This is a genomic window from Pseudomonas sp. rhizo25, assembly GCF_031931935.1.
GTDB classification, from domain to species: domain Bacteria; phylum Pseudomonadota; class Gammaproteobacteria; order Pseudomonadales; family Pseudomonadaceae; genus Aquipseudomonas; species Aquipseudomonas synxantha.
Map to the genome: position 1 here is coordinate 87,121 of NZ_JAUJXA010000005.1, position 19,435 is coordinate 106,555.

The 19,435-nt window shown below is 63.3% G+C and carries 19 protein-coding genes; 14 read left to right on the top strand and 5 right to left on the bottom strand.

Annotated features, from left to right (window positions below; all coding sequences use genetic code 11):
- Window position 1: 1 nt before the first annotated feature.
- The 14 genes from QZR30_RS12775 (at window position 2) to QZR30_RS12840 (ending at window position 13,857) form a co-directional block, all read left to right on the top strand.
- Window positions 2–427 carry a GspH/FimT family pseudopilin gene (locus QZR30_RS12775; protein WP_046068837.1) on the top strand — a complete coding sequence of 142 codons (426 nt, stop codon included), beginning with the start codon at window positions 2–4 and terminating at the stop codon, window positions 425–427.
- Complete coding sequence (locus QZR30_RS12780; protein ID WP_046068836.1) at window positions 424–756, top strand: prepilin-type N-terminal cleavage/methylation domain-containing protein; 333 nt, start codon at window positions 424–426, stop codon at window positions 754–756. The genes QZR30_RS12775 and QZR30_RS12780 overlap by 4 nt, the downstream gene beginning before the upstream one ends.
- Window positions 753–1,361, top strand: a complete 609-nt coding sequence (locus tag QZR30_RS12785; protein ID WP_311903375.1) for a prepilin-type N-terminal cleavage/methylation domain-containing protein — start codon at window positions 753–755, stop codon at window positions 1,359–1,361. Before QZR30_RS12780 ends, QZR30_RS12785 begins: the two co-directional genes overlap by 4 nt.
- Complete coding sequence (locus tag QZR30_RS12790; RefSeq protein WP_311903376.1) at window positions 1,358–2,059, top strand: type II secretion system minor pseudopilin GspK; 702 nt, start codon at window positions 1,358–1,360, stop codon at window positions 2,057–2,059. The genes QZR30_RS12785 and QZR30_RS12790 overlap by 4 nt, the downstream gene beginning before the upstream one ends.
- Complete coding sequence (locus QZR30_RS12795) at window positions 2,056–3,048, top strand: PilN domain-containing protein (RefSeq protein WP_311903377.1); 993 nt, start codon at window positions 2,056–2,058, stop codon at window positions 3,046–3,048. Before QZR30_RS12790 ends, QZR30_RS12795 begins: the two co-directional genes overlap by 4 nt.
- Complete coding sequence (gene gspM, locus QZR30_RS12800; protein WP_046068832.1) at window positions 3,023–3,625, top strand: type II secretion system protein GspM; 603 nt, start codon at window positions 3,023–3,025, stop codon at window positions 3,623–3,625. Before QZR30_RS12795 ends, gspM begins: the two co-directional genes overlap by 26 nt.
- A complete protein-coding gene (locus tag QZR30_RS12805) occupies window positions 3,622–4,122 on the top strand; it encodes a general secretion pathway protein GspN (protein ID WP_068967463.1) in 501 nt (166 codons plus the stop codon). The genes gspM and QZR30_RS12805 overlap by 4 nt, the downstream gene beginning before the upstream one ends.
- Before the next feature lie 5 nt (window positions 4,123–4,127).
- On the top strand, window positions 4,128–6,254 hold the full coding sequence (gene gspD / locus QZR30_RS12810) for a type II secretion system secretin GspD (protein WP_046068830.1): 2,127 nt from the start codon (window positions 4,128–4,130) through the stop codon (window positions 6,252–6,254).
- A 481-nt stretch (window positions 6,255–6,735) separates the two neighbouring features.
- Window positions 6,736–9,129 carry a TonB-dependent receptor plug domain-containing protein gene (locus tag QZR30_RS12815; RefSeq protein WP_311903378.1) on the top strand — a complete coding sequence of 798 codons (2,394 nt, stop codon included), beginning with the start codon at window positions 6,736–6,738 and terminating at the stop codon, window positions 9,127–9,129.
- A gap of 19 nt (window positions 9,130–9,148) precedes the next feature.
- The gene (locus tag QZR30_RS12820) at window positions 9,149–10,120 is read left to right on the top strand and encodes an amino acid ABC transporter permease (RefSeq protein ID WP_046068829.1); all 972 of its coding nucleotides are present in this window, start codon (window positions 9,149–9,151) and stop codon (window positions 10,118–10,120) included.
- Window positions 10,113–10,886, top strand: a complete 774-nt coding sequence (locus tag QZR30_RS12825; RefSeq protein ID WP_056846688.1) for an amino acid ABC transporter ATP-binding protein — start codon at window positions 10,113–10,115, stop codon at window positions 10,884–10,886. Before QZR30_RS12820 ends, QZR30_RS12825 begins: the two co-directional genes overlap by 8 nt.
- Window positions 10,887–10,903: 17 nt before the next feature.
- Window positions 10,904–11,827: an ABC transporter substrate-binding protein gene (locus QZR30_RS12830; protein ID WP_311903379.1), complete on the top strand. Its 924-nt coding sequence runs from the start codon at window positions 10,904–10,906 to the stop codon at window positions 11,825–11,827.
- 12 nt (window positions 11,828–11,839) lie between these two features.
- Complete coding sequence (locus QZR30_RS12835) at window positions 11,840–13,423, top strand: flavin monoamine oxidase family protein (RefSeq protein WP_046068826.1); 1,584 nt, start codon at window positions 11,840–11,842, stop codon at window positions 13,421–13,423.
- Between the two features lie 11 nt (window positions 13,424–13,434).
- Complete coding sequence (locus tag QZR30_RS12840; RefSeq protein WP_046068825.1) at window positions 13,435–13,857, top strand: RidA family protein; 423 nt, start codon at window positions 13,435–13,437, stop codon at window positions 13,855–13,857.
- Window positions 13,858–13,866: 9 nt separating this feature from the next.
- On the opposite strand, the gene QZR30_RS12845 is transcribed toward QZR30_RS12840, so the two are convergent.
- The 5 genes from QZR30_RS12845 to QZR30_RS12865 form a co-directional block, all read right to left on the bottom strand.
- Complete coding sequence (locus QZR30_RS12845) at window positions 13,867–14,439, bottom strand: HD domain-containing protein (RefSeq protein ID WP_046068824.1); 573 nt, start codon at window positions 14,437–14,439, stop codon at window positions 13,867–13,869.
- 87 nt (window positions 14,440–14,526) lie between these two features.
- On the bottom strand, window positions 14,527–15,084 hold the full coding sequence (locus QZR30_RS12850) for a helix-turn-helix domain-containing protein (protein ID WP_046068823.1): 558 nt from the start codon (window positions 15,082–15,084) through the stop codon (window positions 14,527–14,529).
- Window positions 15,085–15,195: 111 nt separating this feature from the next.
- On the bottom strand, window positions 15,196–16,032 hold the full coding sequence (locus tag QZR30_RS12855; RefSeq protein WP_274354951.1) for a 5'-nucleotidase, lipoprotein e(P4) family: 837 nt from the start codon (window positions 16,030–16,032) through the stop codon (window positions 15,196–15,198).
- Window positions 16,033–16,091: 59 nt separating this feature from the next.
- Window positions 16,092–18,602: a fimbria/pilus outer membrane usher protein gene (locus QZR30_RS12860; protein WP_311903380.1), complete on the bottom strand. Its 2,511-nt coding sequence runs from the start codon at window positions 18,600–18,602 to the stop codon at window positions 16,092–16,094.
- Window positions 18,603–18,687: 85 nt separating this feature from the next.
- Window positions 18,688–19,428, bottom strand: a complete 741-nt coding sequence (locus tag QZR30_RS12865) for a fimbrial biogenesis chaperone (RefSeq protein WP_056846683.1) — start codon at window positions 19,426–19,428, stop codon at window positions 18,688–18,690.
- Window positions 19,429–19,435 lie beyond the last annotated feature (7 nt).

Genomic DNA, 19,435 nt, shown 5'->3' on the forward strand with positions numbered 1-19,435 from the left:
CATGACCCAGCGCGGCTTTACCCTGCTGGAGATGCTGGTGGTGCTTGTATTGATCGGCGTCGCAGCCGGGTTGCTGGCGTTCGGAGTGCGCCAGGGGCTGCAGGTGGCCCAGGAGCGCCGGGTGGTCGGGCAGATGGTCGAGGCACTGCGCACCACGCGGGCGGGGGCGATTATCAGCGGCCAGGCGGCACGCACCGAGTTCGACCTCCAGGGCCTGACTTTCCAGGCCCCAGGGCGTGCGCCGCTACACTGGCCGGCCCAGTTGCAGGTGACGTTGCACAGTGCCGAGGCGGCGGGCGCCGCCGTGGTGTTCTACCCCGATGGCAGCTCCACCGGCGGCAACCTGTTGCTGGCCAACGGCACGCGGCGTTGGCGTATCGACATTGGCTGGCTCACGGGCAGCGTGCAGTCCAAGGCGCTGCCATGAAGCAGCAGGCCGGCTTTACCTTGCTGGAAATGCTCGCCGCCCTGACGTTAATGGCGGTGTGCAGCAGTGTGTTGCTGGTTGCCTTCGGCCAGAGTGCGCGCTCGTTGTCGCAAGTGGCCCACAGCGACCGCCTCACCCATGCCGCGCTCACGGTGCTCGACCAGGAAGCGGCCGGCCCGCTGACCGAGGGCACCCGCCAGGGCGAACTCGATGGCATCCATTGGCAGTTGACCAGCACGCGACAACAACCCCGTCTGTTTCGCCTCGACCTGAGCCTGCGCGAAGGCTCGCACCAGGCCCGTTTCAGCACCTTGAAGGCACGCCAGTGAAGCGCCGCGAGCAGGGCTTCACCTTGCTGGAGATCCTCGTGGTGCTCAGCCTGCTCTCGGTATTGGTGCTGCTGGTGGGCGGTGCGTTGCTAGGGGCCAACCGGGCGGTGGCCAAGGCCCAGGGCTACACCGCCAGCCTGGATGAAATGCGCGCCGCCCAACAGTTCTTGCGCACTGCCATCAGCGAGGCGCTGCCGTTGGATGTGACTGAGGACGACAGCCAGGCCGATGGGTTTTTTATCGCGACGCCAGAGCGCTTGCAGTTTGTGTCGACCTTGCCCGGTGTGCTCGGCGGTGGCATCCAGCGCTTTACCCTGCAGCGGGTCGAGCAGGATCTGCAGGTGGCGTTCTCGCAGCCGGAATCGCACAAACTTCCCCTGCGCGACGATGCCCAGGTGCTGCTGCATAACGTCGAGGCGCTGCGATTCAGTTTTCGTGGTGTCTCGCCATTGGGCCAGCCCACCGGCTGGTTGAGCACATGGCCCTGGCCCAAGCGGTTGCCCGCTGCGGTGCGCATCGACGCCAGCGTCAACGGGCCGGTGCCGTGGGTGACCCAGGTGATTGCCCTGCGCCTGAACCTGTCCAGCGCGAGTATTGAGGAATGAGGCGCCAACGCGGTGCGGCGCTGTTGCTGGTGCTGTGGGTGCTGGCCTTGCTCAGCGTGTTGCTTGGCGGTCTGGTGGGTTGGGTACAGCTGGAAAGTCGCCAGGCGCTGTGGCATCGCCAGCACACTCAGACGCTGCTGGCTGCCGAAGCCGGGATCGCCCAGGTCATGGCCGATGGGCATTGGGTGGCGGATGGTCGTGCTATCGCGCTGACCTTCGATGATGCCCGCCTACAGGTACGCCTGCGCAGTGAGCGCGGCAAGCTGTACCTGGTCAACGCCCATACTGATGACCTGCTGCGCTTGACCCTGGCCTGCGGTGCCACACCGGCCCAGGCCCAACAATTGGTCAAGGCCCTCGAGGCTCGTCGTAAACAGGGCCAGGCACCGTTTCGGGTGCTGGAAGAAGTACGTCAACTGCCCGGTATGACCCAGGCGCTCTACAGCCAACTGTTGCCGGAACTCACCTTGTGGAGCGACCTGGACCGACCCGATCCGGCATTCGCCAGCGCCTTGATGCGCAAGGCACTGAACCTGCCGCGCCAAAACGCCGAGGGCGTCGACCCTGGCCAGGTGCTGGAAATCGACAGCCGCGCCGAACGCCCCGGCGGCTATCAGGCGCGCCTGCAACTCACCGTCTTATTGAGCCCCGTGGAGGACAGCGCACAGCCCTATCGGGTCGTGCGGTGGCAAGAATGAATCGACTCGAACCTATCGCCAGGCAGTGGCGCGGCAGCCTGTTGCAACAAGGCTGGCGGCTGTGGCTCACAGAGTTGCGCGGCTGTGTGCCGAAGTGGCTGGCCCTGCAAGAGCCACCTGAGCAGGTCCATCATTGGCCGCTGACGACGCCGGTCGCGCCGGGCAATGCACGCCAGGTGCTGATGCTCGCCCACGACACGGTGTTGCAGCAACGCGTGCAACTGCCCCTGGCTGCCGCGCGCAACCTCACGGAGGTGGTCGGCTATGAACTGGACCGCTACACCCCGTTCGACGCCGAGCAGCTGTACTTCGTGGCTCGCCAGGAGCGGCGCACGTCCAGTCACCTTGAGGTAAAACTGGTGGCGATCCTGCGCGAGCGCCTGGACCAGATCCTTAGTGACTGCGCCGCCCTTGGCTTGCATCCGCACCGCGTGGACGTAGCGGGCCTGGGTATCGACCTGCTGCCCGCGCCGCTGCGCCCGCGCCAACGGCCAGCCGGAAAGCAGTTGCAGCGCAGCTTGCCGTGGTTATGCGGCGCCTTGCTGATCGCTGCGATGCTGCTGTGGCTCAACGACCGCCAGCGCGTACTCGACACCATGCACGCCACGGTACAGCAGCAAAAAGCCCAAGTCGCCCAGGTGCACGCGGTACGCCAGCAACTGCTCAATACCCGCGGCGCAGCACAGTACCTCTCCCAGCGCAAACTGGCACAACCGCCCCTGGCCGCGCTGCTGAATGACTTGACCACCTGCCTGCCCGCCGACACTTGGCTTGACCAGTTGGCCGTCAAGGAGGGTGAGGTCACGTTCTCCGGCCAGAGTGCCAAGGCCAGTGGCCTGATCACCCGCATCAAAGGCTGCCGGCGCCTGGAAAATGCCCAGTTCGAAGGGGTCATTCAACCCGATGCGCGCACCGGCAAGGACCAGTTTGCCTTGCGCGCCCACTTACGCCAGGAGGCCGCCGATGCGCCGACCCCTCACACCCCGTGAACGTCGCGGTGGGGCCTTGTTGATTCTCGCCGTGGTGCTCGGTGCGGCCTACTGGCTGTTGATCGACAGCTGGTTTGCCGGGCCGCTGCGGGCCATGGGCGAACAAGCCGAACAATTGCGTGAACAGCAGCAACGCTACGCCAGCGTATTGCGCCAGGGCGATGCGTTGCGCGAGCAGCTTGAGCGGGCGCGGCAAGACCCGGCCAGCAGCGCCAGCCTGTTGCCCGGCGATGATCCCGATGTGGTCGCTGCCGACCTGATGCAGCGCCTCGCCGACCTGATCAACAGCCACGCCAACCTTGGCGGCGGCTGCACCCTGACCCAACGCAAACCCATCACTGCCGAACAGGATGACAGCGAGCCTTACCGCCAGGTCAAGGTCAGCCTCACGCTCAACTGCGCCATCGAACCGCTGACCGCGATCCTGCATGCGCTGGAATATCAGCCGCCGTTTCTGTTTGTCGATGAGCTGCGCATTCGCCGCAGCAAACAGGCGCCGTCCACTGGCGGGGCGGGCAAGCTGGCGGTGCAGCTGCTGGTGCGTGGTTACCTGCAACCTGCGCGGGTGGTGCAATGATCGGCTCACTGCGCCCATTGGAATGGAGCTTGCTCGGCCTGGCCGGCTTATTAGGTCTGTTGATGGCGGTGATCCTCAGCAGCATCGGCGATGAACCGCGGTGGCTGCCTGCAGCGCCGGTGCCTGCGCAGCCCTCCGTCAGTGTGCAAGCCGCTCCTGCGCTGGCGTTGCAGGATCTGGCTGCCACCTGGCAAGCACCGCTGTTCAGCCCGGACCGCCGCCCGGACCGGGTGGTGGGCAAGGTGCGAGTGGCAAGCCTGGCCAACCTGACCCTCAGCGGCATCATGATCACCGGCAACCTGCAAATGGCCATGCTCAAGCAAGCCGATGGCCCGGCGCTGACGGTACGCCTGGGCCAGACCCTGCCCAACGGCTGGCGCCTGGAACACCTGACCCCGCAATACGCCCGTTTCGCCCTGGACGGGCGCACCCAAACCCTGAGCCTCTACGGCAAACGGTTACCCCTGATTTCCCATCCCCGCGAGCCCCTCCCTTGATCGATATGCGCACTTCGCTGTTTTGCCTGGCCACTGCCGTCTCCCTGGGCGGCTGTGGATCGTTGCCCGATACCCTCGACCCGGACGCCGACCTGCTGCACGAAGCACTGCAGGGCACCGGCTCGCAACGCCCGCCGCCCGAGTCGCCCGTGGCTGAAAACCCGCAGCCGGCCACCCCGGCACCGCCGCAACGCCAGTTGATTCGCGGCAATCAAGGCTTCGTGCGCCAGCCCACCGCGCCCGCGAAAGTACCGGAGCAGGGCGGCGACATCGTGTTCAACTTCGCCGACCAGCCCATCGAGGCGGTAATCAATAGCGTGATGGGCGACCTGCTGCACGAGAACTACAGCATCGCCGAGGGGGTGAAGGGCAATGTCAGCTTCTCCACCTCCAAACCGGTGGACAAGCAACAGGCGCTGTCGATTCTCGAGACGCTGCTGTCGTGGACCGACAACGCGATGATCAAGCAGGGCAACCGCTACGTGATCCTGCCGGCCAACCAGGCGGTGGCGGGCAAGCTGGTGCCGCAGATGCGCGTGGCGCAACCGTCCAGCGGCCTCTCGGCGCGGCTGTTCCCGCTGCGCTATATCTCCGCCACCGAGATGCAGAAACTGCTCAAGCCGTTTGCCCGAGAGAACGCCTTTCTGTTGGTCGACCCGGCACGCAATGTACTGAGCCTGGCCGGCACCCCGGAAGAGTTGGCCAACTACCAGGACACCATCGACACCTTCGACGTCGACTGGCTCAAGGGCATGTCGGTGGCGGTCTTCGGCCTGCAACGCGCCTCGGTGGCTGAACTGATGCCCGAGCTGCAAGCCATGTTCGGTGCCGACAGCGGCACGCCCCTGGCGGGCATGCTGCGCTTCCTGCCGGTCGAGCGCACCAATTCGGTGGTGGCGATCTCTTCCCAGCCCGAGTACCTCAGCGAAGTGGGCGACTGGATTCGCACCATCGACGAGGGCGGCGGCAACGAGCCGCAGATGTATGTGTACGACGTGCGCAATATGAAGGCCGCCGACCTGGCCAAGTACCTGCGGCAGATCTACGGCAACGGCGCGATTAAGGACGACACCCCCGCCAAGGTCGCCCCGGGCTTGCGTACGACTACATTGTCATCGTCCACCAGCGCCGGTTTGCAAGCCAACACTCCTGTGCCAGCCCCCGAAGAGCCCGAGCCGCAGAGCGGCGAGAACACCCCGGCGGCCCCCACCAGCGACCTCGAGGCCGGCACCCGCATCACCGCGCAAAAGAGCAGCAACCAGCTGCTGGTGCGCACCCGCCCGGCGCAGTGGAAAGAGATCGAAGCGGCGATCAAGCGCCTGGACAATCCGCCGCTGCAAGTGCAGATCGAGACCCGCATCCTCGAGGTCAAGCTCACCGGTGAACTGGACCTGGGCGTGCAGTGGTACCTCGGCCGCCTGGCCGGCAATTCCACCAGCACCACGGTGGCCAATGCCTCCGGCAGCCAGGGCGCACTGGGCGGTGGTGGGGCAGGGCTGGGGGCGGCGGACTCGTTGTTCTACTCTTTTGTCAGCTCCAATCTGCAAGTGGCCCTGCACGCCCTGGAAACCAACGGCCGTACCCAGGTGCTGTCGGCGCCGTCGCTGGTGGTGATGAACAACCAGCCGGCGCAGATCCAGGTGGGCGACAACATTCCCATCAGCCAGACCACCGTCAATACCGGTGACGCTGACACCACCCTGAGCAGTGTCGAATATGTGCAGACCGGGGTGATTCTGGACGTGGTGCCGCGCATTAACCCGGGCGGCCTGGTGTACATGGATATCCAGCAGCAGGTCAGCGATGCCGAGAATCAGGTGGGTAATAGCGACACACCGGTGAATCCGCGGATTTCCACACGCTCGGTGTCCACCCAGGTGGCGGTGCAGAGTGGGCAGACGGTGTTGCTCGGGGGGTTGATCAAGCAAGACAACGCTGAGAGTGTCAGTGCCGTGCCTTACCTGGGCAAGATCCCCGGGTTGCGCTGGTTGTTTGGCAATACCAGCAAGTCCAAGGACCGTACGGAGTTGATCGTGTTGATCACGCCTCGGGTGATTACCAGCAGCAGCCAGGCGCGGCAGGTGACGGATGACTATCGCCAGCAGATGCAGCTCTTGCGGCCCGCTCAATAATCCTGGCTGCACCGAGTACCAATGTGGGAGGGGGCTTGCCCCCGATGAGGGAGTGTTAGTGAGCACATCTGTGACTGACCCAACGCCATCGGAGGCAAGCCCCCTTCCACAAGGGTATGCGCACGTTCAAATTAAAAAATAATCATTTTTATGAATAAAGATATTTATAAATAATGAAATTAGAGAATATTAGCTTATACCAAAACAGCATTATATTTTTGAAATTCATTCCGTTATGTTTGAGTTCAACAGCCTACCCCTGACCTCGGATGGTACCCAGCGTGATTCAGATTCTGCGCGCCTGACCGGGTAATCCCGTCGCAGCAGAATCGTTGGACGGGAGCTCAACGTATGTTGCCACCTCACACCCCGCGCTTGCCCCACACCTAGCCCAAACCGCGCCAACCCCTGGAACGCCGGCCACGCCGCACCAAGCAGCGTGCCTGCCCGACTTCGCGATTTGGACAAGCTGGGAATGGATATGAAGCACGTTCTACAACCCACCACCGCCCTGGCGTTGACCCTGCTGGCCGCAGCGACACAGGCCCAGGACGACAGCACACTCTCCACCGTCGTGGTCACCGGTAACCGTGGCGCCGAGCAGCGCACGGTCACCAGCAGCCCGGTGCCCATTGATGTGGTCAGCGCCAAGCAATTGCAAAGCACCGGCAAGCCCGGGTTGATGGAAGCATTGAGCGCGGTGATCCCATCGCTGACCCTGCCGGAAAAAACCGGCTGGGACGCCAGTGGCATCGCCCGGGCGCCGAACCTGCGTGGTTTGAGCGCCGCCGAAGTGCTGGTGCTGGTCAACGGCAAGCGCCGCCATACCAGCGCCACCCTGAATATCAACGGTATCAACACCGGTGCGGCACCGGCCGACCTGGACCTGATTCCCATCAGCGCCATCGACCATGTGGAAGTGCTGCGCGATGGCGCCGCCGCCCAGTACGGTTCCGATGCCATCGCCGGGGTGATCAACGTGATCCTCAAGGCCGACGCCAGCGGCACCTCGGTAACGAACGCGGGGCTTGGCTATGACGGCAAGAAGCAGACCGTGCAACAAAGCCTCAACAAGGGCTTCGAGATCGGCAATGGCGGCATCGTGCAGCTGGCCCTGGATGCGCGCAGCCAGAACGACGATAACAAGGCCAGTGCCAACGGCTATAGCTATGAACAAGCCTATGACCTGGCAGGCAAGTCCACCTACGGTGGCTACGGTACGCCCAAGACCAACCTGCTGACCCTGGGCTACAACGCCGAGCTGCCGATCGATGACAGTTTCAGCCTGTACTCCTTCACCACCTACTCGCGACGCAAGGCCGAGCAGGGTCAGAACTTCCGCCTGCCGACCATCACCAACACCATCACCACTGGCCCCAACGGCTACCCGGCCGGGTACACCCCGACCTGGTACATCGACGAGGACGATTTCCAGGCGGCGTTCGGTGGCAAGGGCAGCGTGGGCGAGTGGGACTGGGACCTGTCCACCACCTACGGGCGTAACGAGGCGGAGCAGGGCACCACCCACAACCAGAACCCGTCCCTGGGCGAGGCCACGCCGAACAGCTTCACGTCCGGCACCTGGATTTCCACCGAGTTGACCACCAACCTGGACTTCAAGCGCGGCTTCGATATCGGCCTGCAGAAGCCCTTGGACCTGTCCTATGGCTTCGAGCATCGGCGCGACACCTATGAGGTGCAGGCCGGTGACTACGCCTCCTATGCCAACGGCGGCTACTGCGTGGCGCCGGGTAATTGTGCGTCCTCCGGAGCCCAGGTCACCAACGGCATTTCTCCGCAGGAACAAAGCAGCGCCTCGCGCAACAGCCTGGCCGGCTATGTGGACGTGGGCTTCAACCCGTTGCCGGACTGGTATGTCGGCACCGCCCTGCGCTATGAGCATTACAACCAAGGCGTGGGCGCTACCCGCAGCGGCAAGTTGACCACCCGTTACGAATTCACGCCGCAGTTCGCGGTGCGTGCCACGGTGAGTAATGGCTTTCGTGCGCCGTCCCTGGCCAACAGTTTGTTCAGTGCGCGCTCCACCACCTATGGCGTGGTGGACGGCGTGTACCAGTCGATCAACTACGGCGTGCTGCCAGTGGGTTCGGCGGCGGCCAAGGCGTTGGGCGCCGAAGAACTCAAGCCCGAGCGCTCGACCAATTTCAGCCTCGGCTTGACCCTGACTCCCACCGACCGCCTGAGCTTCACCGCCGATGCCTACGTGATCAACCTGCGCGACCGCATCACCCTCACCGGCACCTTGCTCGGCCCGCAAGTCACCCAGGTGCTGCAGAACAATGGCGTCAACTCCACCTCCGGCGGCCAGTACTTTATCAACGGCGCCGATACCCGCACCAAGGGCCTGGACCTGGTCAGCAGCTACAACCAGGACCTGGGCACGTTCGGCGCCCTGAAATGGACCGCCGCGTTCAACTGGAACCAGACCAGGATTCTCAATTACAAGCAATCCACCAACATCCTCGGCACCTCCTTTGATCTGATGGACCGCGAGGCCCGCAACCTGATCACCGGCGTGCAGCCCACTACCAAGCTGATCCTCGGCGGCGACTGGAGCATCGGGCGCTTGAACCTCAACCTGGCCCTGACCCGCTACGGTTCCTACAAGGAAGTCAATTCATCGGCCAACCGCGACCTGGACCGGGTCTACAGCGCCAAATGGATCACCGACCTCGACCTTGGCTACAACCTCACAAAAGACCTCAACGTAGCCATTGGTGCCAAGAACCTGTTCGACCAATACCCCAAGAAACAAGGGGTGCCGAGCAGCACCATGGTCGCCAGCTACGGCACCTATTCGCCCTACGGTTTTACCGGCGGGTACTACTACACCCGGCTGACTTACGCCTTCTAAGGCCTGCGAGGAATAGCACATGCCCATTGTCGCCAAACCCTACGACCTGCTCGATGAGGTCAGCGCCCAACCGCTGCGCCAGCGCCGTATCTCGACGCCGATCAAGGCTCTGCAAGTAGTACCCGCCCGACATCCCTGGCGCTGGGCCGGGTCGATCTTCGCCGCGCTGGTGCTGCTCGCCATCGTGCATTCCCTGGCCACCAACCCGCGCTGGGAGTGGGGCGTATTCAGCCAGTGGTTCTTCTCGCCGTCAGTGCTGCGCGGGCTGGGACAGACGCTGTTGCTGACCCTGCTGAGCACTGTGTTCAGCGTCATTCTTGGCACGGCGCTGGCCCTGGCGCGGCTGTCGGGTTCGCCGTTGCTGGCCGCATTGGCCTGGGGCTATATCTGGTTTTTCCGCTCGATGCCGGCGCTGCTGGTGCTGATCATTCTCTACAACTTTGCCTACCTGTATGACCACATCGTGCTCGGGGTGCCGTTCACCGACCTGGTGTTCGCCGAATGGTCGACGGTGGATGTGCTCAGCCAATTCACCGTAGCGGTGCTGGGCTTGAGCCTGATGCAGGCGGCCTACGCGGCGGAGATCATCCGCGGTGGCCTGATCGGTGTGGAAGCCGGCCAGCACGAAGCGGCGGCCGCCCTTGGGTTGCCGGCCTCGCGGCGTATCTTCCGCATCATCCTGCCCCAAGCACTGCGCTCGATCCTGCCGTCGGGGTTCAACGAAATCATCGGCCTGGTCAAGGGCACCTCCATCGTCTACGTGCTGGCCTTGCCCGAGCTGTTCTACACCGTGCAGGTCATCTACAACCGCACCCAGGCGGTAATTCCGCTGCTGATCGTCGCCACCGTCTGGTACCTGATCATTACTACCGTGCTCACCAGCGCCCAGTACTACGTCGAACGCCACTTTGCCCGCGGCACCGCCCGGGTGCTGCCGCCGACGCCGTTGCAGCGCCTGCGCCGCTGGTTCAAGGAGAAGGCCCATGGCTGAAGCACGCGCCGGGCGCATCCAGATCCAGGGCGTGGGCAAGCGCTTTGGCAATCAGCAGGTGCTCGATAACATCGACCTGACCATCGACCCCGGCAAGGTCACGGTGATCCTCGGGCCGTCCGGCTCGGGCAAGTCCACCCTGCTGCGCACCATCAACCACCTGGAGAAGATCGATAGTGGGCATATCACCATCGATGGTGAATACGTCGGCTATCGGCGCAAGGGTGACCTGCTGTTCGAACTCAAGGAACGCGAGATCCTCAAGCGCCGCATCGACGTGGGTTTTGTGTTCCAGAACTTCAACCTGTTCCCGCACCTGACCGCCTGGGAAAACATCGCCGAAGCGCCGTTGGCCCACAAGCGCTGGAGCAAGGCCCAAGCCCACTTCAAGGCTGCCGAGTTGCTGGCCAAGGTCGGCCTGGCGGACAAGGCCGACGCCTACCCGCGCCAGCTCTCCGGTGGGCAACAACAGCGCGTCGCCATTGCCCGCGCCCTGGCGCTGGACCCCAAGGTGCTGCTGTTCGACGAGCCCACCTCGGCCCTCGATCCTGAGCTGGTGGGCGAGGTGCTGGACGTGATCAAGGGCCTGACCCGGCTGGGCGTGACCCTGGTGATCGTCACCCACGAGATCGGCTTTGCCCGCGAAGTTGCCGACCACGTGGTGTTTCTCTGCGACGGCCAGTTGATCGAAGAAGGCCCGCCCGAACAGATCTTCCGCCGACCCCGCCATCCCCGTACCCAGGCCTTTCTCGGCAAGGTGCTTTAGTTCAAGGAGTGACTGTCATGTTCATCCATACCACCCGCGTGGCCTTGCTGGCGCTTGCCGCCAGCACCGCGCAATACGCCTTCGCCGTGCAACAGGTCGACCTCAGCCCCGACCGCCCGCGCATCCATGTGCCGCGCAATGGAGCGGCCATCGCGCAGATCCCGCCGGGGTTCAAGTTCGCCCAGCCGGGCAAGTTCACCGTGGCCGTGTCCGGCGTGGCCGGGCCGCCCCTGGCGCTGCTCGCCAGTGACGACAAGACCACCATCGGCAGCGAAGCCGATACCGCACAACTGATCGCCGATAGCCTCGGCCTGCAACTCAATGTGGTACAGACCAGTTGGGAGGATTGGCCCCTGGGCGTCAGCTCGGGCAAATACGACGTGGTGATCAGCAACGTCACCGTCACCGAGGCACGCAAAAAGCGCTTTGATTTCGCCACCTACCGCCAGGATGTGCTCGGCTTTTACGTCAAGAGCACCAGCAAGATCACTGAGATCAAGCAGGCAGCGGACATTGCCGGGCTGAAGATCATCGTCGGCTCCGGCACCAACCAGGAAAAGGTCCTGCTGGCCTGGAACGAGGCCAATGAAAAAGCCGGCCTCAAGCCTGCACTGTTGCAGTACTTCGATGACCAGGCCGCCGCGCAACTGGCGGTGCAGTCAGGGCGCAGTGATGCGCTGTTCGGGCCGAACTCGGTGTACGCCTATTCGGCGGCAATCACCGGCGGTATCAAGCGCGTCGGCACCGTCAACGGTGGCTGGCCGCTGCAGGCCGATATCGCCGTGACCACGCGCAAGGACAATGGCCTGGTCCAGCCGATCCACACCGCCTTGCAAGGCGCGATTGCCGGTGGCCAATACGAACAGGTCTTGCAGCGCTGGGGCCTGGATGTGGAGCGGGTCGACCAATCGCTGATCAACCCGCCCGGGCTGCCGGATTAAGGAGGATTGCACATGGGACTGACACGACGTGAAGCGTTGTCGAGCATTGCTGCGGTGGGCGGTGAAAAGGCCGTCAAGGACGCATTGGCGGTCTTGGGCCTGGGCCCATCCTCACACCGCCGGCCGCAACCGCTGAAACTCAAGGACGGCCTGGGGCAGGGCACCCGTGTGCTGGTGCTGGGCGCCGGGATTGCCGGGCTGGTCACGGCACTGGAACTGAGCCGCGCCGGCTTCAACGTACAAGTGCTCGAAGCCCGAGAGCGCGTTGGGGGCCGCACCTGGACCCTGCGCAACGGTGACCGCGTGGACTACAAGGATGGCCGCTCGCAGACCGTGGGGTTTGATCCGGGCCAGTATTTCAACGCCGGCCCTGCGCGCATTCCCAGCCAACACCGCACGATCCTCGACTATTGCAGCGAGCTGGGCGTGCCCCTGGAAGTGCTGGTCAACAGCAGCCATGGCGCCCAGGTGCGGCCGGACCTCAGCCAACCGGCGTTCAGCCTCGGCCAGGCGCTCAACGATACCCGTGGGCACCTGTCCGGGTTGTTGGCCAAGGCGGTGCAGCGTGACGCCCTTGATGATGTACTGAGTAGCGAAGAGCGCACGCGCTTGCTGGGTTTCCTTCAGGTGTATGGCGACCTGTCCCAGGAACTGGCCTTCGAGGGCACCCTGCGCTCGGGGCACCTGGAATCCGCTGCCCACCCTGGCGCCTTGCCCGCCCGTTGTCGCCCGCTGGGGCTCGAACGCCTGCTGCACCCGGAACTCTGGGGCGCCTTGCTGCACACTGAGTTTCCGGAATTCTCCGCCACCATGTTCCAGCCGGTGGGCGGTATGGACCGTATCACCGATGCCTTCTACCGGCGCGTGCATGAGCAGGTGCAACTGGGCGCCCGGGTGCGGCAGATCCGCCAATTGGAGGACGGCGTGGCGGTGACCTATCACGACCAGCACAGCGGCCGTGAACAGGTGGTGCGCGCCGATTACTTGATCTCGACCTTGCCGCTGCCATTGCTGGCCAAACTCGATACGGATTTCAGCGACCCGATCAAGGCCGCGTTGCGCAGCACCCGCAGCGATCAGGCGACCAAGGTGGCGTGGCAATCCCCGCGCTTCTGGGAAACCGATTACCGCACCTACGGCGGCCTGTCGTGGATCGAACACCCAGCGCGCCTGCTCTGGTATCCCAGCAACGACCTCAACACCCGCGATGGTGTGCTGGTGGCTGGATACGTGACGGGGGAGGGCGCCGACGCGTTTGGCGCACAGCCTCTCGATAAGCAGTACGCCACTTCGAGGGAGGCCGTGGAGCTCCTGCATCCGGGTTATTCCAAGCACCTGCGTAATCCGCTGGCGGTGTCCTGGGAACAGATCCCCTACAGCGAAGGCCCATGGCTGCAACGCGAGCACTTCCCGGCCGAGGCCAGCGCCTTGCTCGAACGCCCCCACGGCCGCGTGTACTTCGCAGGAGACGGCCTGGTGCAAAGCGGCGTGGGGATCTGGCAGGAGTCAGCCGCCAACTCAGCGCGCCATGTGGTCGCGCAACTGGCCGAGCGCGTCATCCAACAACGACAGACCGCGGCCGTGGCCGCTTCCTAAGGAGTAACACCATGAGCAACAGCATCCAACGCACCAGCGTCGGCGACTTCCCCATCTCGCAAACCGTCACCGTGCCGGCCTCCGCCAGCCTGGTGTTCGTCAGTGGCACCCTGCCGGACCTTGCCGACCCGAGCGTGCCTGGGGTTTTTGGCGATACCGAAGTGCAGACTGTTTCGGTGTTCAACAAATTGCGCCAGATCCTGAGCCAACACGACCTGGACCTGGGCGATATCGTGCAGTTGCGGGTGTTTCTGGTCGGTACCGAAGAAACCGACGGCAAGCTGGATTTTGCCGGGCTGCAGCGTGGGTATACGCAGTTCTTCGGCACGCCGGAGCAGCCGAACAAACCGGCGCGGACAGCGTTGCAAGTGGTGGCGTTGCCGTTGCCGGGGGCGTTGGTGGAGGTGGAGGCGATTGCTGCTCGGGCGTTGTGATCAAACCCGTTACTCGGCGGCGTGAAGCCTTTGCTCTGTCGCTCGATCGATCAATGCCCGCAATGCTTCGAACAAGGGGTCGGCATCCGTGTGTTTTTTGCCGTAGGCCAGGTTGAAGGCGTAGTCGAAATCGGGAGGGTTCAGCCCCTGGGTGTGCTGCAGCAGGGTCTCCAGTTTGTCCATGGCCTTGACCGCTTTTGCTTCCGGCGAAAGCGCGTTCTCGTAATCATCCCACAACGTCAGGATTTCGGTTTTCAGCGGGCTGTCCAGGGACTGGGCCAACAGCAGCAGGTCGAGTCGCTCCTGTTCGCCCTTGTTGGGAAAGGCCGCCTGGCTGACCGCCGGGATATCGCCGTGGATGGCTTCGCCCAAATCATGGATAACGCACATCTTGAGGATTTTCAGCAGGTCCAGGCCGGGCAGTTGATCGGCGAACACCATCGCCATCAGACACAGGCGCCAACTGTGTTCGGCCGTGCTTTCAGTGCGACCCGAAGCCGTGTGGGCACTTCTGAGCACATCCTTGAGTTTTTCCGCTTCGCGCAGGAAATCGAGACGGCCTTTGATTTTTTCCAGGTCCATGATGCTGCCCCCACAAGGTCGGTTATGCAGGTAAGCCTAGGTGCGCGAGCGTAGATCGTCCACGCATAAGATATGCGCGGTGTTCAGTCAGAGCGTCTCGACCAGGCGCGCGGCGCTGCCATCGCTCAGGGTCATGCGCGTCCACCGACACAGGCTTGGGCGTATCGGCACGAGGCTGGAATCGTTGCTTCCAGTGGTGAACTCAAGGGCTGGGGGGGCCTGGGTTTCGCGCCAGCCGGTGTGCTCCAGGCTGGCTTCGATCAGCTGGATTTCCTGGGTTGCGAAGCGCCACAGCGACTGGCCCATAAGGTCGGTGAGCGGGCTGGTGAATTGGAGTGCACGGGAGGGCGAGCATGCGAGCAGGCGGTGCGTCAGGTCGCATACCAGGTGCATCGCTTGCGAACTCTCACTGACCAGCCGGGCCAATGCCTGGTCGGCGGCTGCATCAAGCCGGGCTGCCAACAGTTGCTCAAGCTGTTGGTGCGCAGCCGGATCCATTGCTTGTATGCCACTTTCCCAGCGCGAAATAGTCGATTGCGTGACGTTGAATAGCTGCGCCGCATGGCTTTGCTTGACGCGGTGCAGCAAACGCCATCGCCGCAGCGCAATGCCGGGCAGCGCAGGCTTGAGCAAGGAGTGAGGCATTTGCGGTTCCTGAGCCGGCGGGTGGATGACGAGTGTGATGATATGAGGGCCGCAGTGCAAATGAGTGGGATGAACGGCCCTCGGTTTTCTAATGTGGGAGGGGGCTACTCTCTATTCCTGCAACAACAACGCCTGCTGCTTAAGCCTGCGCTTCTGCGCAAACGGCAACTTTTCATCATCCCCATACGGCGCGCTGTACCAATTGCCGTAGCTCGGGTTGGGCAGCAGGAACCAGCGTTGCCCCAGCCAGTTCACATAGGGTTCAACGGCCTTGCGCTGCGCAGCCAGGGTGTTGTGTTCGGCCTGCACGAAATCTCCCAGGGAGTCACCGGCCATCAACAGCACGCGTGCCTGGCTGGCGACCCATTGACGGCGGCAGTTCTTGCCGTAGCCGGCGCTTTCACAGTGGCCGGTAGGCGTGCTGGCCGCCAGGATCTGTTCATTACTCTCAATCGGAAAGCCGCGTAAACGCAGGTTGTTGGCCGTGGCCGCGACCTGGCTGTGTTCGCGGTTGGTGAGGTAATACACCTTGATCCCTTTTTGCCTGGCAGCCTGCAGGAATGCCACGGAACCTGGTAGTGCCTGGGCCTTGGCCTGCTCCACCCAGGTGTTCCAACGGTCATAGGAATACACCTGGTTATTGATGATGTCGCGGGCGTTGAGCGGCACGTTGTCCAACAGGGTCTCGTCGATATCCACCACCACCGCCGGTGGCAGGCCGGCCAGCTTGCGCGCCGGCAAGGGCAGGGCGTCCCAGGTTGGGTCGGCCAACGCTACATCGAGTTGGCGGGTGGCGTTGGCGAAGAGCTGGCGGTAGATCAGCTCGTGCTCGATGGACGTCTGGGTCCAGAGCACAGCGTCGAGTTGGTCGTTGGCCGGCGGGGTCTGTTGGCAGCCTGCCAGGGCGGTGGTCAACAGGCAGGCACTGGCGAAGAACAAGTTACGCATGGGCAAGTCTCGCAGAGGGTAGGCGCGTGGTCAGCACAGTAGCGCAATCACCCGCACAATCAAGGCGTGCACACCAGTGACTGGCGCTCATAATTCAGCGCCTTGTTCGGCGGTGGCAACGCATAGGTGGCACGACAATGCTGCTCACCCCACTTGATGATCAGCGTGCCCTGATCCTCTTCCACCAGTGCCAGGGCATTGCCATTCGGATCGGCAATCGCCAACTGCTTGCCATTGGCGTCTTCCAGTGAGGCACCAAACGACAGCGGCTGATGCTGTGCGTCGAACAACTCAAACAATACGCGCCGTCCGGTAGTACCACTGTAATGCGCCACCACGATGGCGCCACGGCGCGGCACCAGTTGCTGGGTGGCGTTGGTGATTTCCACGTCGCCACCCAGGTCGCGGGTGTCCAGGCTGATCCAGTTGACCCGGTAGGGTTGCGCAGTGGGCACCACCGCATAGCCGTTGTAACCGGTTTCCACCCCGCTGTAGCTGTTGATCTTGGCTCCAGCGACGCCAGGCACCTCGGCCAGGGCGAAGGTCTCGCTGACGGTTTGCCCCAGGTTGACGCCGCCAGCATGGGCCACCACAGAACCGGCAAGGTTGAAGTTTTGTGAGTTGTAGCCCTGGCCCTGGCTGTAACCGAGGCTGACGTCTGCCACGGCGGTGCGGCTGTTGATGTTCACCGAGCCTGAGTCGCCGCTGGTGTCACTGTGGCCGGCCTGCACCGAATAGAAAGTGTCGCTGGTATCGGCCACGTAGCCGTTGATGCCTGCCTGGGTGGTGGTATCGCCACGTTGGTGGCTGGTGGTGACAAACGCCCGTGGCGCACGGGCCTGGCTGCCCAGCGGGAAGGACACCGACAGGTTCAACTGTGTGTCGCTGCTCGGCTCGCCCCAGGTGACGATCTGCTTGGTGCGCGTCACGCCAAGGTTGTAGCTCAGGTCGCCCCAGTTGCCGGTGTAGCCCGCGGAAAAGCTCTGGGAACCGCCGCGATTCCAATAGCGCTGGTCGCTGGCGTTTACATACAGGCTGCCGAATTCGCTGTTGCGTCCGATGCTCTGGTTGATGGTCAGGTCGGTGCGGGTTTTCGAGTGGCCAGTGCGCACGCGCAGGTCTTCGCTGCTGTCTTCCACATGGTCTGTGAGGGTGCGATAGCCCTCGGTGGAGTAGCGATAAGCGGCCAGGGTGAAGTTGGTGTCGGTGCCGGCAAAGGTCTTGGCGTACAAGGCGCGTACGCTGCTGCCCTGGGAGGTTCGGCCCTGGGCCTTGCTGGACGAATGGGTGGTATCCAGGGAGAACGCACCGAATGCGGTGTTCCGGCCGGCACCGATCGACAGCGCGCTGTAGTCCTCACTGGCTTGCACACCGACAATCCCGCTGAGGTTGCTGGTCAAGCCGTAAGCCAGCGTACCGCTAAAAAAACGCGGGCTTGCCAGGCCATCGGCATTGCTTTTGAACGTGCCCGCCGAGACGCTGTATTTGACCTGGCCTTCGCGCACCATGATCGGCAGGCTGGAGAACGCCTGCATCGTCACCCGGCGCGTGCCGTCGGCTTCGATCACGGTGATTTGCAGGTCACCGTTGGAGCCGCTGGGGTAGATATCGTTGATCTCGAACGGCCCCGGCGCGACGTTGGCGGTGTAGAGGATGTAGTCGTTCTGGCGGATCTCAACCGTCGCGTTGGTCTGCGCCACGCCGCGGATCACCGGCGCGTAGCCGCGCTCGCTGTCGGCGCGCATGCCGTCGTCGGAAGCCAGCTTGACCCCGCGATAGCGCACGCTGTCGAACAAGTCGGTGTCGGAGAAAATTTCACCGGCGCTGAATTGGCCCTTGATCGCGGTGACGTCATGCTGCAAGTACGTGCGGTTGCTGGTGAAGGTATTCGAGCGATCGGTGCCGCCGCTCAGGTTCGACTCGTTGCGCAGGCGCCAGGCCCCCAGATTGATGCCGTTGCGCAGGCCCAGGTTATTGGCGATGCGGGTCTTGTAGTCGCCAGCGGTGCGGCTGCTGTTGAGCTGGTAATTGATGAAGGCGGCGGGCACACCGTCGTCCCACAACTGTGGGTCGACATACCCGCGCAGGCCGCGCTGCATCGCTACCTGCGGAATACTCGCGAGCAGGCGCAGACGGCTGCTGTCGTAGCGCACGCTGGCGTCTTCGATCATGTCGGCAAGGGCGTAGCATTCCTGCGGCTGCTGCGGGTCGAGCTTGCCCTCGGCCTGCAAACGGTGCAGGTCGATACCCAGTTGCTTGAGCAGGTCGAGGGTCAGGCAGGCTTCGACGCGGTCGTTCTTGGGGTTGCGCTTGAAGTCGATGTCGCGTCGGCCCACCAGCACTTCGTTGCTGTACAGGTCGACGCGGTAGTTGCCCGGCAGCACGCTGTTGGCCGAGAGCAATTGCTGCAGGTCCACTGGTGACTGCGAGCCTTGCAGGAAGGTGGTGTTGAAGGTTTCCGCAGCGTCATCGGCCATGGCCAGGCTGGGCAAGCTGGCAGCGATCGCCAGCGACAGCGTCTTCAACTTCAGTACGCCACGTGCGGGCCTGTTGCTGGAAAGAAAAGACATGCGAAGACCTATGACATCCCTGATTGACGGACAGCCGGGCACGCAAACACGCACGCGAAGTGAGCCTGTGGGTTAACGAAAGTGCTTAGGGGTTGAGGCGCGATTCAGTCGCGTGCGCCGGCAGCGTCGCGCCGCTGAACAAAGGCGCGCTGTAGTGATTCTGCGCGCCGTAGTCATTGATGCTGGAAAACGACAACTGCACCGGTCCGCTGGCAACTGGAGCATTGAGCGCAAACTGTTTTTGCTCGCCAGGCGCGATCATGGTGGAGTCGCTGGCCAGTACCGCCTGCACTTTGATGTCGGCCATGGACACGTGGTACAGCGTCGGGTTTTTCACCTGCAACAGGGTTTGGCTGCCATGTCTGGCCAGCGTCCATTCAAGCTGCGCAGGGGCTTGCAGCGCACTGCCGGTGAGGCCTGCAGGGCGGTAAAAAATCTTGATGCGTTGGCGTATAGCCAACTGCAAGGTGTTCTCGGCTTCGCTGGCCTTGGGGATTTCCTGCACGTTGAGCCACACCACCGACTCGCGGTCCGTGGGCATGCCGGTGCCTTCGTACAGGATTCGCAGCAGTTGTTGTTCCTTGGCAAATACCCGCGCCAGGGGCGGGGTGACGGCAAACGGCGCGCGGCTGGCGCTGGCATCGTTCATGTCGACCCAGGATTGAATCAATACATCCTGGTTACCGTTACGCACGGTAATGTTGGCTTCCTTGTGGTCACCGTCAAACACGATACGGGTGGCATTCAATGAAATGCTGGCGGCGGCCTGGGTAGCCATGAGCAAGCCCAGCAGCCCCAGACATGCGGCAATAGAACGAGGCGGCATGAGGGTT